16 protein-coding genes and 1 pseudogene are annotated in these 13,691 nt (G+C 65.2%); 11 read left to right on the top strand and 6 right to left on the bottom strand.

Translation table 11 applies throughout. The annotated features are described in order from the left end of the window. The first annotated feature begins 147 nt into the window (after positions 1-147). From uriH to UC32_RS12470, 3 genes are read left to right on the top strand one after another with little or no spacing between them, the layout of a single operon-like run. On the top strand, positions 148-1,215 hold the full coding sequence (uriH, locus tag UC32_RS12480; RefSeq protein ID WP_045731531.1) for a uridine-preferring nucleoside hydrolase UriH: 1,068 nt from the start codon (positions 148-150) through the stop codon (positions 1,213-1,215). After that, positions 1,216-2,643, top strand: a complete 1,428-nt coding sequence (gene uriT / locus UC32_RS12475; RefSeq protein WP_045731530.1) for a uridine transporter UriT — start codon at positions 1,216-1,218, stop codon at positions 2,641-2,643. Beyond that, entirely contained in the window at positions 2,640-3,623 is a 984-nt protein-coding gene (locus UC32_RS12470; RefSeq protein WP_045731529.1) for a ribokinase, read from the top strand. Before uriT ends, UC32_RS12470 begins: the two co-directional genes overlap by 4 nt. Before the next feature lie 106 nt (positions 3,624-3,729). Here UC32_RS12470 and UC32_RS12465 read toward each other — a convergent pair whose 3' ends face one another. Together UC32_RS12465 and UC32_RS12460 are read right to left on the bottom strand one after the other, a co-directional pair. After that, a complete protein-coding gene (locus tag UC32_RS12465) occupies positions 3,730-4,653 on the bottom strand; it encodes an AEC family transporter (protein ID WP_045731528.1) in 924 nt (307 codons plus the stop codon). 94 nt (positions 4,654-4,747) lie between these two features. Further along, the gene (locus UC32_RS12460) at positions 4,748-5,404 is read right to left on the bottom strand and encodes a cyclodeaminase/cyclohydrolase family protein (RefSeq protein ID WP_045731527.1); all 657 of its coding nucleotides are present in this window, start codon (positions 5,402-5,404) and stop codon (positions 4,748-4,750) included. Positions 5,405-5,601: 197 nt separating this feature from the next. Here UC32_RS12460 and UC32_RS12455 point away from each other — a divergent pair, with 197 nt between their 5' ends. From UC32_RS12455 to UC32_RS20075, 4 genes are all read left to right on the top strand, one after another. Next, positions 5,602-6,402, top strand: a complete 801-nt coding sequence (locus tag UC32_RS12455; protein ID WP_045731526.1) for an alpha/beta hydrolase — start codon at positions 5,602-5,604, stop codon at positions 6,400-6,402. Positions 6,403-6,444: 42 nt separating this feature from the next. After that, positions 6,445-7,377: a carbohydrate kinase family protein gene (locus UC32_RS12450; protein ID WP_012630936.1), complete on the top strand. Its 933-nt coding sequence runs from the start codon at positions 6,445-6,447 to the stop codon at positions 7,375-7,377. Between the two features lie 100 nt (positions 7,378-7,477). Continuing rightward, positions 7,478-7,978 carry a MarR family winged helix-turn-helix transcriptional regulator gene (locus UC32_RS12445; RefSeq protein WP_052690576.1) on the top strand — a complete coding sequence of 167 codons (501 nt, stop codon included), beginning with the start codon at positions 7,478-7,480 and terminating at the stop codon, positions 7,976-7,978. Positions 7,979-8,061: 83 nt separating this feature from the next. Further along, complete coding sequence (locus tag UC32_RS20075) at positions 8,062-8,496, top strand: hypothetical protein (RefSeq protein ID WP_052690575.1); 435 nt, start codon at positions 8,062-8,064, stop codon at positions 8,494-8,496. A gap of 41 nt (positions 8,497-8,537) precedes the next feature. Here the strand turns inward: UC32_RS20075 and UC32_RS12435 are convergent. Next, positions 8,538-8,762 (bottom strand): annotated as a pseudogene (locus tag UC32_RS12435) (DUF302 domain-containing protein); the annotation flags it as partial. 10 nt (positions 8,763-8,772) lie between these two features. Then, positions 8,773-9,030, bottom strand: a complete 258-nt coding sequence (locus UC32_RS12430) for a metal-sensitive transcriptional regulator (RefSeq protein WP_012630939.1) — start codon at positions 9,028-9,030, stop codon at positions 8,773-8,775. Between the two features lie 123 nt (positions 9,031-9,153). Here UC32_RS12430 and UC32_RS12425 point away from each other — a divergent pair, with 123 nt between their 5' ends. The 4 genes from UC32_RS12425 (at position 9,154) to UC32_RS12410 (ending at position 12,590) form a co-directional block, all read left to right on the top strand. After that, positions 9,154-9,768, top strand: a complete 615-nt coding sequence (locus tag UC32_RS12425; protein ID WP_045731525.1) for a rhodanese-like domain-containing protein — start codon at positions 9,154-9,156, stop codon at positions 9,766-9,768. Further along, complete coding sequence (locus UC32_RS12420) at positions 9,765-10,523, top strand: sulfite exporter TauE/SafE family protein (RefSeq protein ID WP_045731524.1); 759 nt, start codon at positions 9,765-9,767, stop codon at positions 10,521-10,523. Before UC32_RS12425 ends, UC32_RS12420 begins: the two co-directional genes overlap by 4 nt. A 23-nt stretch (positions 10,524-10,546) precedes the next feature. Beyond that, positions 10,547-10,843: a rhodanese-like domain-containing protein gene (locus UC32_RS12415; RefSeq protein WP_045731523.1), complete on the top strand. Its 297-nt coding sequence runs from the start codon at positions 10,547-10,549 to the stop codon at positions 10,841-10,843. 1,135 nt (positions 10,844-11,978) lie between these two features. After that, complete coding sequence (locus tag UC32_RS12410; protein WP_045731522.1) at positions 11,979-12,590, top strand: beta/gamma crystallin domain-containing protein; 612 nt, start codon at positions 11,979-11,981, stop codon at positions 12,588-12,590. 94 nt (positions 12,591-12,684) lie between these two features. Here UC32_RS12410 and UC32_RS20585 read toward each other — a convergent pair whose 3' ends face one another. Both UC32_RS20585 and UC32_RS21110 read right to left on the bottom strand, forming a co-directional pair. Beyond that, positions 12,685-13,356, bottom strand: coding sequence for a YncE family protein (locus UC32_RS20585; protein ID WP_152642613.1), 672 nt, complete (start codon positions 13,354-13,356; stop codon positions 12,685-12,687). After that, on the bottom strand, positions 13,353-13,685 hold the full coding sequence (locus UC32_RS21110; protein WP_082072101.1) for a helix-turn-helix transcriptional regulator: 333 nt from the start codon (positions 13,683-13,685) through the stop codon (positions 13,353-13,355). The genes UC32_RS20585 and UC32_RS21110 overlap by 4 nt, the downstream gene beginning before the upstream one ends. Positions 13,686-13,691: the final 6 nt, after the last annotated feature.

Raw genomic sequence — 13,691 nt, 5'->3', positions numbered from 1 at the left:
CCGACACCGCAAGACATCAAGCGCTTGACCTGCATCAACGTTAAGCGTTTGACGTACGCCACAACCTGCTGCCATGATCACTCCTGAACGCTACAACTCCCCGGACGCCAGGCAGCTGGCACGGGCCCCAATGACGTGGAGAACACCATGGAACCCACCTTCCAGAACCCTGAGCCGGTCCAGGACATCGAGCCCAGGAAGATCATCCTGGACTGCGACCCCGGGCATGACGACGCGGTGGCGCTGCTGCTCGCACACGGAAACCCGAACATCGACCTGCTGGCCGTCACCACGGTGGTGGGAAACCAGACCCTCGAAAAAGTCACCCGCAATGCGCTCGCCGTGGGCACCATCGCCGGCATCACCGGCGTCCCGTTCGCTGCCGGCTGTGACCGCCCACTGGTCCGCAGCATCGAAACTGCACCGGACATCCACGGCGAGTCCGGCATGGACGGCCCCGCCCTGCCCGAGTCCACCATCGAGCTGGACCCGCGCCACGCCGTCGACCTCATCATCGAGACCGTCATGGCGCATGAGCCGGGCACCGTCACCCTGGTCCCCACCGCCGGCCTGACCAACATCGCCCTGGCCGCCCGCAAGGAACCGCGCATCGTGGAACGCGTCAAGGAAGTTGTCCTCATGGGCGGCGGCTACCACGTGGGCAACTGGAGCGCTGTGGCCGAGTTCAACATCATCATCGACCCCGAAGCCGCCCACATCGTCTTCAACGAGAAGTGGCCCGTTGTGATGGTGGGCCTGGACCTCACGCACCAGGCGCTGGCCACCCCGGACGTGGTGGAGAAGATCGCCGCCATCGGCACCGGCCCGGCCAGGTTCGTCACCGAGCTGATGGACTTCTTCGCCCACACCTACAAGGACGCCCAGGGCTTCGACTACCCGCCGGTCCACGATCCCTGCGCCGTCGCGTACGTGATCGACCCCAGCATCGTCAGCACCCGCAAGGTCCCCGTGAACATCGAACTCCAGGGCACCCTCACCCTGGGCATGACAGTGGCGGACTTCCGCGCCCCTGCCCCGGCCGACTGCCACACCAGCGTGGCGGTGGACCTGGATCACGCCCGGTTCTGGGACCTGGTCACCGATGCCCTGGTGCGCATCGGCGAGCCGGGTACCGGCGACATGGACACGAAAGCCAGCGCGGCCGACGTCGTCCGTTCCGAAAGTGCCCAGCTCACCGCCGGAGGGGTTAAGTAAATGACCGCCACCCTTACCGAAACCAAGACCGGCCGCGGCAACACCGCCGCCCTTATGACCGCGCTGCTGGCGGCCTGTGTGGCCTTCCAGCTCAACGCGTCCATGCTCAGCCCCGCCCTGGTGACCATGGGCGAGGAACTCAAGGCTGACCAGGCCGTCATCGGGCTTTCGCAGACCTGGTTCTTCACCGCCGCCGCCCTGTTCTCCCTGTTCCTGCCCCGGCTGAGCGACATCGTGGGCCGCAAGAAGGTCCTCGTCGGAATGATGGTGCTGATGGCCGTGGGCTCGGTCATCGCCGCACTGGCTCCGGACATCACCTGGCTCTTTGTGGGCCGCATCATACAGGGCGTCAGCGGACCCACCGTCCCGCTGTGCCTGATCATGCTCCGCTCCGCCGTCAGCAACCCCCGCAAGTACGGCACCCTCATGGGCCTGATCACCGCGGTCAACGGCGGCGTGGCCGGCGTTGACTCCTTCGTGGGCGGCTACTTCGCCGAGCACTTCGGCTTCCGCAGCATCTTCTGGCTGATGGTGGTCCTGGCTGTCGCTGCCACCGCCCTCATCATGTTCCTGGCCGCCGAAAGCAGGCCTGCCGCCGGTACCCGGATGGACTGGCTGGGCGTGTTCTTCATTGTGGTAGCCGTCGGCGCCCTGCTCACCGCCCTGAATGAAGGCTCCAAGCTGGTGGGCGGCTTCAGCTCCGGCACGCTCATCCTGAGCCTGGCGCTGGTGGGCGTGTCCGCCGTCGCGTTCTTCGCTTTCTGGCGCACCGAACAGCGCGCCGCCCAGCCCATGGTGGAAACGGTTCACCTGCGCCAGCGCGCCACGTGGGCCCCGCTGCTCACCACCACCCTGACCATGACCGGCATCTTTGCCGTCATCAACGGCATTGTTCCCGCCTACGTCCAGGCCGCGGAACCCGGCTTCGGGGTGGGCCCCACCGAGATGTCACTGATCATCCTCACCCCGTACGCCCTGCTCGGCTGGGTGGTGGGCCCGCTCAGCGGCAAGCTGGCGCCGGTCCTCGGCTATACCAAGGTGCTGCGCATCGGCCTGCTGGGCAGCATCGCAGCCCTGGCCATCATCGCGTTCCTGGGCCTGCACAGCCTGCCCATGATGATTGCCGGCACGGTCTTGCTGGGCATCATGTACGCCGGTACGGTCAACATCATGCTCAACGGACTTGGCGTTGTCCTCTCGCCCGCCGGGAACCCTGGCTTCCTGCCCGGCATGAACGCCGGCGCCTTCAACCTGGGTGCGGGCCTGAGCTTCCTCATCCTGCCCGCCGTGCTGGTGGCTACCGCCGCCCTTGGCGATGCCACCGCCTCCTACCTCACCGTCGTGATGGTGGGCCTGGCGCTGACAGTGGCCGCCTTTGCGGCTTCGCTGCTGATCCCCAAGCCGGTTGAGGCCGAGGTGGCCGAATGAGCCCCGCAGACGGGTCCACAGGTTCAGTGGGCACCGGCCGGATCGTCGTCGTCGGTTCCCTCAATGCCGATCTCACCATCTACTGCGAACGGCTTCCCCAGCCCGGCGAGACGGTCCACGGCAATGGCTTCGCCGTGAACCCGGGCGGCAAGAGCGCCAACCAGGCAGTCGCTGCCGGCCGGTTGGGCGGACGCGTGAGCCTGGTGGGTGCCGTGGGGGATGACCCCAACGGGCACATGCTGCTGGCATCAGTGGCCGGTGCCGGCGTGGACGTGGGGCTGGTGCGCAGCTCCGGCGAGCCCACCGGCGTGGCCGTCATCTCCGTAGACGCGGCCGGCGAAAACAGCATCATCATCTCTGCAGGTGCCAACGGCACGCTGTCCCCGGCGGACGTGGCCGAGGCCGCGGACGTGCTGGACGGCGCCGCCGTCGTCAGCCTCTGCCTGGAAGTTGCCATGCCCACGGTCCTGGCCGCAGCGCAGGCAGGGCACGACGCCGGCGCGAAAGTTTTGCTGAACCTCTCGCCGTATGCGCACATTCCGTCAGAGCTGGCCGGGTTGGTGGACGTCCTGCTGGTCAACGCCCACGAAGCCGCACTGTTCCTGGGTCCGGGGGCATCCGTCCCGGGTGCCGACGCCCACGCCGCGCAATGGGATGCCGTCCGCGAACGCTTCGCTGAACGGGGGATCCGGCAGGTCCTTGTAACCCTCGGGGCCCATGGTTCCGTGGTGCTCGATTCCGACGCTCCCGCCGGCCGCGCCGTGGTGTTCGTAGCACCCACCAAAGTGGACGCCGTGGACACCACCGGTGCCGGCGACGCCTTCACCGGTGCCGTGGCCGTACGCCTCGCGGCCGGCGACGCGCTCACCGACGCCGCAGCGTTCGCCTCCGTGGCCGCGGCCCTGGCCACCACCCGCAAGGGCACCCAAGCGGCGTACCCGGAGACGGCCGACGTCGAACGGCGCCTGCGCAAGTCCTGACAGCCAGGCGCCCGATCCTAAGCTTGTTCGCCGGTCCTGACCTTCACGGCAAGGACCGGCGAACAAGGCCAGGACTCAGCGGCTGTGGTCCGCCCCCGCCGGAAGCTCAGTTCAGCAGCCAGGCGGCCCCCAGCAGCAGCGGAACGGCCAGCGCCGAGGTGATGACCGCCGTCGTCTGTGCAAGGCTCTGGCCTACCCGATAGCGGACGGCGTAGAGGACCACGTTCTGGCCGGTGGGCAGGATGGCGCAGGCGGTCACCACGAAGGTGTTGAAGTCGTCCAGGTGGAAGACGTACCTGGCCAGGATCCATGCCAGGGCTGGCTGGATGGCTGATTTCAGGACGACGGCCAGGAACGTGGGGGCGCTGTCGCTGCTGCTGGCCCGCGGTGAAAGGCCATGGAGGGACATGCCGAAAATGATCAGCATCAGCGGAACCGTCACCTGCGCGATGAGCTTAAGCGGGTCCAGGACCAGTTCCGGGATCTCAATGCCCGCGGCGCTGACGATGATGCCCAAAATGGCCGCCACGGTCACGGGGTTGCGGAACGGGGTGGCAAGGATGCGCCGCAGGGACGGTTTGGTCCCGTCCGGATTGGTCAGGTCCAGGATGGTCAGGGCGATCGGGGTGATGACGGCGAGCTGGAACAGCATGATCGGCGTGACGTAGGTGGCACTTCCCATGACATATTGCGACAGCGGAACGCCCAGGTTGGTGGAGTTCACGATGCCCGTGGCCAGGGCGCCAATGGTGGTGCGGCGGACTCCCCAGCGGGCGATCACGCCCACCAGGGCGAACACCGCCATCATGGCCACGGCGGTGACCACGGAGATCAGGCCCGTCTCGCTCAGGACCTCCGAGATGTGCCGGGTGGCGATCATCGAGAACATCAGGCTGGGCAGTCCCACCAGGAACGTCAGGCTGGAAAGCACCTTGGTACCCTGCGGGCCCAGCGAATTCGTCTTGCCCAGCACGTAGCCCACGAACATGACCACGCCCACCACAAAAAATCCCTTTAAGACGCCGTCCACACCGCTGTCCTCAATCTCAACGCCCCGGGGGCGGCAGTACCTGGCGGAGCCTTTGGCCGCTTGTGCTGGCCGCTGCCCCTGGCAGCGGGCCCTGTCAGATGCTATCGGTAGGGGCGGCGCGGGAATCAATTTCCTCCATGAGTGCGTCGATCCGCTCCAGCGCGCCGCTGAGGCGCTCCACGGAGGCCCACAGTTCCGGATGCTGTTCGCGGATCTGGTCAAGGGAAGCGCCGGTTGAGCGCAGGGAGCCCAGATCGAAGCTGACGTTGGTCCGCGCCCCCGCCACGGCCGCGCGGAGGGCTCCGAACGCGACGACGACATCGGCTACCAGCGCCTTGTTGCCCCCGTGCGCCAGCCAGGCGAGGTCCTCGATAGCGTCGATGGCCCGGGCGCCGAGGACCGCGGAGGCTTTGGCGGCATCGACGGAGGCGTGACGGATTGCCTCGTCGCGTTCCGTACCCTTCTCGAGCCGGAACGCCGCACCGAAGGCTTGGGACGCCGTCGCGTCTTCATCCGCGAGCTGCAGCGCGCGTCCCCGGAGGTCCCGGGCCCGGTCCCTGATGCCGTCAACGGCCTGCTGCTGATCCGCGGCGGGTTCGGTGTAACCGGCCACCATCGAGGTCAGCGAGGCTGCGACGGCCAGCATCACGCCCGTCCCGGCGCCGCCGCCGGGTGAACCGGTCGACTCGGCAAGGGCTCTGGTCCAGTCCTCCACAGTGGAATGTTGGGTAGTTACTTCGGGCTCTTCCATGCAGGGAGCGTGCCCATAATCCGCCCCGCCTAAACGGAACGGCGTCACGCGGAGCACGCTCTTGCCGAATGTCCGACGGCGAGTCCCCGTGTTTTCGGGGTCCGCGCCGGTTGGGTGGGCCAAATGCATGCCTGGCGTGACGCCGAACCGCTCCTGGCCGTGCTAAAAACAGGAAACACGCAATAAGGGAGGCCGTCATCACTGGTGTTCAGTGCCACCGCTACCAGTACGGGGAAGATCCCAGCCAATGGGGCGAACTATTCCTCCCCGACCTTCCCGCGGGAACCCGGCACCAGGGCGTGGTGGTGGTGATCCACGGCGGCTACTGGCGCTCGAAGTATGGCGCTGAGCTGGGTGAACCCCTGGCCCGGGACCTTGCGGAGCACGGCATCGCCGCGTGGAACCTGGAGTACCGGCGCGCCGGCAACGGCGGCGGATGGCCCGGCACGTTTGACGACATTTTGGCGGGCATCGACAGGCTGGCCGCGCTCGCGGAACCGCACGCCCTGGACCTGCGGAGGGTGGTGGCCCTGGGCCATTCCGCCGGAGGACACCTGGCCGTCTGGGCCGCCGGCCGGGAGAAAGTGGCGGAGGCCGGCACGGGGGACAGGGACAGCCTGCGTGGCGGAGGCGGAGTCCGGCTCACCGGCGTGGTCAGCCAGTCCGGTGTCCTGGACCTCGCCGGCGCCGAGCGGCTCAACCTCAGCAACGGTGCGGTGGCCAACCTCCTGGGCGGGCCGTCGTCGGAATTCCCCGTCCGGCACCGCACGGCCAGCCCCATGGCCGCGCTGCCGCTGGATGTTCCCGTGTATGCCGTCCATGCCGAGGCCGACCAGGACGTGCCGCCGGAAATGTCCATGGCCTACGTTGACGCCACCCGCGGATCGGCGGTGCCCGCACACTTCGTCAGCGTCCCCGGGGACCACTTTGCGCTGATCGACATCTCGTCTCCGGCGTACCTGTCGTGCCGGGACCTGGTGTGTGAACTGCTGCGCTGACACGGAGTTCGGCGCCGCCCGCTTCTCTGGCAGAGTATGACCATGCTCACAGTGATCGGCGAAGGCCTTGTTGACGTTGTCCAGCGCGCCTCGGGAATTGAGGCCCATGTGGGCGGCAGCCCGCTTAACGTTGCGGTGGGCCTGGCCCGCCTGGACCACCCGGTGCAGTTCATTGGCCGCTACGGGCGCGACGCCTACGGGGACTCCGTGGCCGCGCACCTCCGCGCCAGTTCCGTGATGCTCCCGCTGGGTCCGGATGAGTTGCCCACCAGCGTTGCCACTGCCCTGATTGACGACGACGGCGCCGCCACCTACACGTTCGACCTCACCTGGGAGCTCCCCGGCATCGCGGACCGGCTCGGCTTCATGCTCCAGGGCACCACGCTGCTGCACACCGGATCGATTGCCGCCATGCTGGCGCCCGGTGCCACCGAGGTGCTGGCCGCCGTCGAATACGCCCACCCGCATGCCACCATCAGCTACGACCCCAACTGCCGGCCGAGCATCATCGCCGACGTGGATTATGCGCGCCGCCATGCGGAGAAGTTTGTGTCCCTCGCCGACGTTGTGAAGGCTTCGGATGAGGACCTCGCCTGGCTGTATCCGGGGCAGGATGTCCTGGAATCCGCGCGGCGGTGGCTGGCACTGGGCGGTTCCGAGGGGCCCGCGATGGTAGTGGTGACCCGGGGCGGCGAGGGCCCGTGGGGCATCACGGCCGCCGGCGAGGCCGCAGTCGCGGCGCCGCGTGTTGAGGTGGCGGACACCGTAGGCGCAGGCGACTCCTTCATGGCTGCGCTGCTCTCGGGATTGGTGGACCGCGGCCTGGACGGCGCACAAAACCGAAAGGACCTGCGTGAACTGCCCGCGGAGGCCCTGGCGGAACTCTTGGCCCACGCTGCCCGCGCAGCAGCCGTCACCGTTTCCCGGCCCGGCGCCAATCCGCCTACGCGGGCGGAGATGAACGCCCTGCCGTAGGGCCGCACCCCCGGAGTTGGCTCCTACATCGACACTTCCGGCCTGATGCTTTAGTATTTTTAGCTTGACAGGCGTGTTACTAGGCGATCGAGGAAGGGCCATGGCTCCTTTAGGCGGATCCGGGAGCGTCGATACCCGTGTGGCGGCTGCCAGCCCCGCAGAAACAGCCGTACTCGACGCGCTGAGTGAGTTCCGCGCAGCGGAAGCTGCGATGCTTCGGCGGACCAGGCCCATCATGGACCGCGGCGCCAATGACGTCCTCGCCCTGCGGTATATCCGGGAGTCAACCCTCCGCGGAGGCAGTGGAATGCGCCCCACCGAATTGACGGCGTTGCTCGGGCTGAGTTCGGCGTCGGTGACCGCGCTCGTGGACCGGCTCGTAGCGGGAGGAGCGGTTGCGCGGGAGCCGCATCCGTCAGACCGCCGGGCTTCTATTCTTCGCAGTACCGAGCAGGGCGAATCGGAGGAGGACAGGGCGCTCGATAATGCCCGGCGGCCCATTGCCGACTTCATCTCTTCCCTGGATGATCAAGAACTCGGGACAGTCCTGGCATTCCTTGCCCGCATGCGCCAGGCCATGGACGAGGTGGCGCGGGACTGATTCGCCGATTGGCTGGACAATTTCCTAGAGGTACTAAATACTAGGCGGACTAGCAATTTGGTAAACGAGCGATCGAGGCGGGTATGACAGCGGTAGCAGAACCACAGAGCCGGAACCGGGACCACCTGGCCGATGTCGTCGCCCTGCCGCTGCCTGACGGCTATGGTTTCAACGCCGATCCCGCCGAAGCGACCGAAGCGTCCACGGAATCCGGCGGCTGGATGAAGGCCGTCGCCCTGGCGTCCGCCAAGCTGGAGCAACTCCAGTGGGAGCTGGATGCTGCCGAAGAGGACCTGTGCGCGGCCCTCCGCGGCGCCTCGGCCTCCAGTGTCAGCGCGGCGGCCCTGGCCAGGGCGGCCAGCCTCAGCCCCGAGGAGCTCGACGAGTACCTGCGGCGTCCCGCACTGACGGACGCGCCTGCATTGCCGGATGGGCTGGGGCTTCCCGCTACTGCCGCCATGGCACCGTTGGCCGGTCCCGCCCACCTGCCCTCCCTGGGCCTGCAGGCAGAGGCCTAATTTCCGAAGGGGCTACAGGCCCTGTTCTGTGCAGCCGGTGATCAGCCTGCTGCCAAGGCTCTGAGCGCTTCCCGCAGGCGCGTGCCGGCGTCGTCTGCCACGTCCCTCACGGCGGGGGTGCTGCTGAGCTGCACCATGGTCTGCGGATCGATGGCCTCCACCGTGGTGTAATCCGCTGAACTTTTACGGCGAACTACAACGTTGCAGGGCAGCAGGGCGCCCATTTTCGGCTCCGCGGCCAGCGCGCGACTGGCCAGTGCCGGGTTGCTGTTCCGTCTAGGCGAGGGAAAGGAAGAGCTTCTCAAGCTCTTTCCGGTCCATGGTTTCGTCCTTCTGGACAATGCACTGCTCCAATCCGGTGGCAATGATCGCAAAGCCGGCGCGGTCCAGCGCCTTTGACACCGCCGCCAGCTGGGTGACGACGTCTTTGCAGTCCCGGCCTTCTTCGAGCATCCGGGTTACGGCTGCGAGCTGGCCCTGGGCGCGCTTGAGGCGGTTGATTACGGGCGTCAGTTCGGTGGGGTTCAGTTCCAAGGTGGTCCTCCAAGCGTGGGCGGGTCGTGGAAACAGTATACCCCCTAGGGTGTTTTGACTACCCCGGGGGGTATCTGTAATACTCTGGGGGGTATCCAACCGACACCTCCCGAGAGGCTCTTCATGACTTCCCCTTCCGCCGCAGCCGTGACCGCACTCGCCCCCGAGACCCTGCGGTCCTGGATCACGGAACACCAGGACCTCGTGGTCATCGACGTCCGCTCCGCCACCGAATTCGAGTCCATGCACATCCGCGGCTCGTACAACGTGCCGCTGCCCCTCCTGGCCGAGCACACTGATGAGCTAGCTGCCCGCCTGGGGTCCCGCGTGGTCCTGGTCTGCCAGTCCGGCATCCGCGCAGAACAGGCCCGCCAGCGCCTGGCCAAAGCCGGCATCGAGACCGCCTACGTCCTGACCGGCGGAGCGCCCGGGTACGCCGGTGCCGGCGGTGACGTGGTCAAGGGCAAGGACCGCTGGGACCTCGAACGCCAGGTGCGCCTGGTGGCCGGTTCCCTGGTGGTGCTGGGCCTGGCCGGCGGCAAGTTTGTCTCCCCGAAGATCCGGACGCTCGCCGGTGTTATCGGCACCGGCCTGACCTTCTCCGCGGCCACCAACACCTGCGCCATGGGGAAGGCCATCTCGGCGATGCCGTGGAACAAGGCGGCCAAGGAGCCCACCCGCGAAAGCGCCATCCTGCAGCTCCCCGTGCAGTCGGCTAAAGAGGGCGCGGCAGCATGATCCCGGCCCTGGGCCTGGGGCTCGTCGTCGGCGTCGTACTGGGCGTAGTAGGCGGCGGTGGGTCCATCATTGCCGTTCCGGCCCTGGTGTACGGCGTGGGCATGAGCCCGGCCCAGGCCATTCCCACCTCCCTGCTGGTGGTGGGAGTCTCCTCGCTGGCAGCCCTGCTTCCCAGGTTGCGGGAAGGCTTGAACTGGCCCGTGATCGCCTTGGTGGGGGGTGCCGGAATCCCGGCGGCCTGGGGAGGCGCAGCCTTGGGAAAGATGCTGGACCCGAACATCCTGATGCTGGCCTTCGCCGTGATCATGGTGGGCGCGGGCATCCGGATGCTCAGCAAGCCCCGCGAAAGCGAAGGGTCCTGCAGCACCGGGCCGAACCGGGCCTTCCGGTCCTGCGCGCCGAAAGCCGTGGGAGTGGGCCTTCTGGTCGGGTTTCTGACCGGACTGCTGGGCGTGGGTGGCGGCTTTCTCATCACCCCCGCACTGACCATCTTCCTGGGCCTGCGCATGAAGCAGGCCGTAGGGACATCCCTGGCCATCATCGTGGTCAACTCGGCTGCCGGATTCAGCGCCCACGCAGCCGGCTACACCATCGACTGGGCCACCACCTTGGCGTTCGCCATTCCGGCGATCGCGGGATCGGTGGTTGCCGCCCGGTTTTCAAGGCGCCTGCACGACAAGCACATCCGCATCTCTTTCGCGGTACTCATCTTCGCCGTCGCGGCGTGGGTCACCGCCGGCACGGTCACCGCCTGACCCATCCACAGAGGAGAAACCCCATGGCTGAAATCACCATCACCGAGACGGACCAGCGCCGTGCCACCGACAACGTCCTCGACGTCCGCGAGGATTTCGAAGTGGCTGAAGGCATGATCCCCGGCGCCCTGCACATCCCCATGGGCCAGCTGCAGGCCCGCCTGGGCGAGCTCAACCCCGCGGTCCCCGTGATCGCCGTCTGCCGCAGCGGAAACCGCAGCGCCGCCGTCGCGGACGCGCTCAACGGCGCCGGCTACAAGGCCGACACCATGGCCGGCGGCATGACCGCCTGGGCCCGCGCCGGACTCCCCACCACCTAAAACCTGCCCCGTAGCGGCTCCGGCACCACCAAGCAGCGACCGCGCAGCATCGGGCCCCTGCACCTGTTGCCAAGGCTCTTTGCAGGAAAAACCCAGGCCGTGACCCAGTTGCAGCATACCCCCTGGGGTATCTATACTGGATGCAAACCCCCACCCCCTTTCCAACCGAAGGAATCTCAATGATGTTGTCAACGCGATTCCAGCGGATCGGTCAGCGGCGGTCCCCTCCCACTCGGGAAGCTGAGGTATGGGTCGGGCGACGTCCTTAGGCTCATGGTTGTGTTCCTTTCGGTGGGTGGGACGGCTCGTGGTGACCGGCCAGCTCCCCTTCTCCCCCGACGCTTCTATGTCTGTCAAGCGGGTGAAAAAGGGTGCGGACGCGGTTCGTGGTGACCGGCCAGCTTCCCCTCTCCCCCTTGTTGTTTTGGCTGCTGGCGAAGCTTGCGGAGCTGTGGCCGACGGAGGCCTGTCTACCCTTGGGCAAGGTGCGGAAATCTTCGTAAGGAAATCAGCGACGGAGGAGCGCCGTCGAAGAATTCCTCACCGCAGGCCCCGACGAAGGAGGGGCTAGACGGGCCGGAGCGGACACGTACAATCCGTCAGGACAGCAGCCAAAACGTCATAGACAAGACAGGGCCAGGGGCCCGGAGCTCTGCGACGGCGCACCCTGGACCCAACAGCCGGCCACGGAGCGAAGCGGAGAGGACGCCCAACACCTGGTCGGAGTGCAGCGCAGACCAGGACTGCCGCCCAGGGCGCCAAAGGGAGCTACCCTGGGGCGTTGGTTGAACCGGTGTGTGCGCCTGCGTTGCATTGCGCATCCATTTCTCGGTCATCGACGTTGCTCCGACACCGCGGTTGGACGCCGAGGGGAAGGCCATTCGCCTGATTCGCATTAGTTCAAAAAACTATGTTACTTTCATTTCAGAACTGTGCAGGTTCGACTTTGGGGGATTACAAAGACAAACTCATGCTGCGTTTGACGGATACTTATATGGCTTCCGCAAACTCGGTGATTTTGCTCTGCCATTTCCCCTGAGGGTAATGAGACGCCGATAGGCACCCGATCACGACATTTGGACATATGCAAACAGCCGTGGCGGGGTAACTTACTTAATTTAAAATTGGGGGAACTATGCGCATGATGCGAAAATCTGCGTTTTTGTCAATTGCCATTTTCACAGCTCTGATGGGCGCTGGCATGAGCTCGGCAAGTGCTTCTGACGCTTCCGATCCGGCCGGCAGTATCACCTACGTAGGTGAGGGGACCGCCCAAGAGGCTGTGAATGGCGGCAACGACATAACACCGGAAAACAGCCACAAGCTCTCTGACGACGAAGTGCGTGACGCATTCAGCGTGAAAGATTTTGCGCTCCGGGATGCAACTCTGGAAGAGATCAACAAGTACTATCCTGAGGCAACCGCAGAAGAAGTGGAAGCTTTTCGTAATGACGAGGCGGATCAGCCTGTACGCAGAATCACAAATCCCATCTGCAACAACGTCGATTTCTACAGCATCGTTCGCGCTGGCGACAACAGGGAATACTGCTTCGCCAACGCAGGCTCAATGAGTTTTTACATGCCAGGGATCTACAAGGTTTGCCCTGGGAACAACAATGGGCACGTTCTCTATCGAACGGCAAATCTGGAGTACTACAACAGCCCCGATCGTGGTCCGGTTTATCCCCGTACCACCTGCTTTCACTTCTCGGTCGCCGTTGACGTTATGGCAGTCACCATTAACTAGTTATTAAAACTGCATTGAATGAATGCCGACAGCGCAAGCCCCATCTCGGGGCTTGCGCTGTCGGCATTTCAGCAAACCAACTGCCATTATCCGGTTAGGGGGTATTGAGTCGCTTTCCGTCCTTGTCGAGGATTATCGGCGATCCATTACCATCGACGGGGAAAATTTCGATAACATTCCCGGAAGAGGTATCAATAATCACAACAGAGTTACTGGGCCAAGCTGGATCTGAAACAACGTCGAAACGCACACTAGAAGCAGATGTTGTCAACCCAGCTGCGTTATCCGCTCGGTTGAAAACATCAACGATTTTTCCGCTGGAAGTGTTCACCGCGATGGTTTCTTCCGGCAGACCAGAAGTGTCACCCGACAATGGCGTGGACGTCCACCAGCCTTCATATCCGCCCAAGGGGCGGCCTTCCATGGGCGCCTTGACAGCGGTACTATCCGTTCCGCTTGCTCCGCTTCCTTGAGTCCCAGCAACGGCAATACCTGCTAGTACCGCTGCTGTTCCCAGTGCGACCGCTAATGTTTTCAATTTTTCCCCCTTAGTGAGCTGCGACAGCATACTGCTGCCGCGGTATAACAAATCTCGGCCCCTCAACGTAAGTGAGGTTCGAGCCACGGCCGTCAGCAGTGCTGATCTGGAGATTCCTAAGTCAGGACCGTCCAACAGATCGGCCTGCCACTGCTCTTCTCGCATCGAGCGAGCACCTTTAGGCGTGAGTCTTACGCAAGTAGCAAGAACCAGCCGGTCGAGCGTCATGCCGGCAACCATCTTGCCTCCGCCGTCACCGGTGATGGCCGGGTGATCGGTGTGAGTTTTTCCCGTTGAGCCTTAACGTACTTTTGTGCGAGTGGACGCGCCTCGGCGAGAAGCCGGTAGTAGCGCCTGCGGGGCCCTCGACGAGCTTGGGTCATGTCCCATTCGCTGACGACCCAGCCTGCGTTCTCAAGTCGATCCAGGATGGGGTAGATGGTTCCCGGTTTCTTACCGCTGGACCTGATGATGTGGAGACCCCAAACGCTATCTGCTGACAGCAGTGCTTCAAGTACCAGCGCAGTGGCGGGAGTTAGACGTCCAAGATTCTCCATATGGCA

This window comes from Pseudarthrobacter chlorophenolicus, assembly GCF_000962805.1.
Classification (GTDB): domain Bacteria; phylum Actinomycetota; class Actinomycetes; order Actinomycetales; family Micrococcaceae; genus Arthrobacter; species Arthrobacter chlorophenolicus_A.
Note: the sequence above shows the minus strand (reverse complement) of the source record. Positions and strands in the feature narration are given on the sequence as shown.

What these genes read in the sequence shown, in the direction of transcription:
- uriH (WP_045731531.1), top strand. Translation starts at nt 148, where the DNA reads ATGGAACCCACCTTCCAGAACCCTGAGCCGGTCCAGGACATCGAGCCC.
- uriT (WP_045731530.1), top strand. Translation starts at nt 1,216, where the DNA reads ATGACCGCCACCCTTACCGAAACCAAGACCGGCCGCGGCAACACCGCC.
- UC32_RS12470 (WP_045731529.1), top strand. Translation starts at nt 2,640, where the DNA reads ATGAGCCCCGCAGACGGGTCCACAGGTTCAGTGGGCACCGGCCGGATC.
- UC32_RS12460 (WP_045731527.1), bottom strand. Translation starts at nt 5,404, where the DNA reads ATGGAAGAGCCCGAAGTAACTACCCAACATTCCACTGTGGAGGACTGG.
- UC32_RS12450 (WP_012630936.1), top strand. Translation starts at nt 6,445, where the DNA reads ATGCTCACAGTGATCGGCGAAGGCCTTGTTGACGTTGTCCAGCGCGCC.
- UC32_RS12445 (WP_052690576.1), top strand. Translation starts at nt 7,478, where the DNA reads ATGGCTCCTTTAGGCGGATCCGGGAGCGTCGATACCCGTGTGGCGGCT.
- UC32_RS20075 (WP_052690575.1), top strand. Translation starts at nt 8,062, where the DNA reads ATGACAGCGGTAGCAGAACCACAGAGCCGGAACCGGGACCACCTGGCC.
- UC32_RS12425 (WP_045731525.1), top strand. Translation starts at nt 9,154, where the DNA reads ATGACTTCCCCTTCCGCCGCAGCCGTGACCGCACTCGCCCCCGAGACC.
- UC32_RS12420 (WP_045731524.1), top strand. Translation starts at nt 9,765, where the DNA reads ATGATCCCGGCCCTGGGCCTGGGGCTCGTCGTCGGCGTCGTACTGGGC.
- UC32_RS12415 (WP_045731523.1), top strand. Translation starts at nt 10,547, where the DNA reads ATGGCTGAAATCACCATCACCGAGACGGACCAGCGCCGTGCCACCGAC.
- UC32_RS12410 (WP_045731522.1), top strand. Translation starts at nt 11,979, where the DNA reads ATGCGCATGATGCGAAAATCTGCGTTTTTGTCAATTGCCATTTTCACA.
- UC32_RS20585 (WP_152642613.1), bottom strand. Translation starts at nt 13,356, where the DNA reads ATGACGCTCGACCGGCTGGTTCTTGCTACTTGCGTAAGACTCACGCCT.
- UC32_RS21110 (WP_082072101.1), bottom strand. Translation starts at nt 13,685, where the DNA reads ATGGAGAATCTTGGACGTCTAACTCCCGCCACTGCGCTGGTACTTGAA.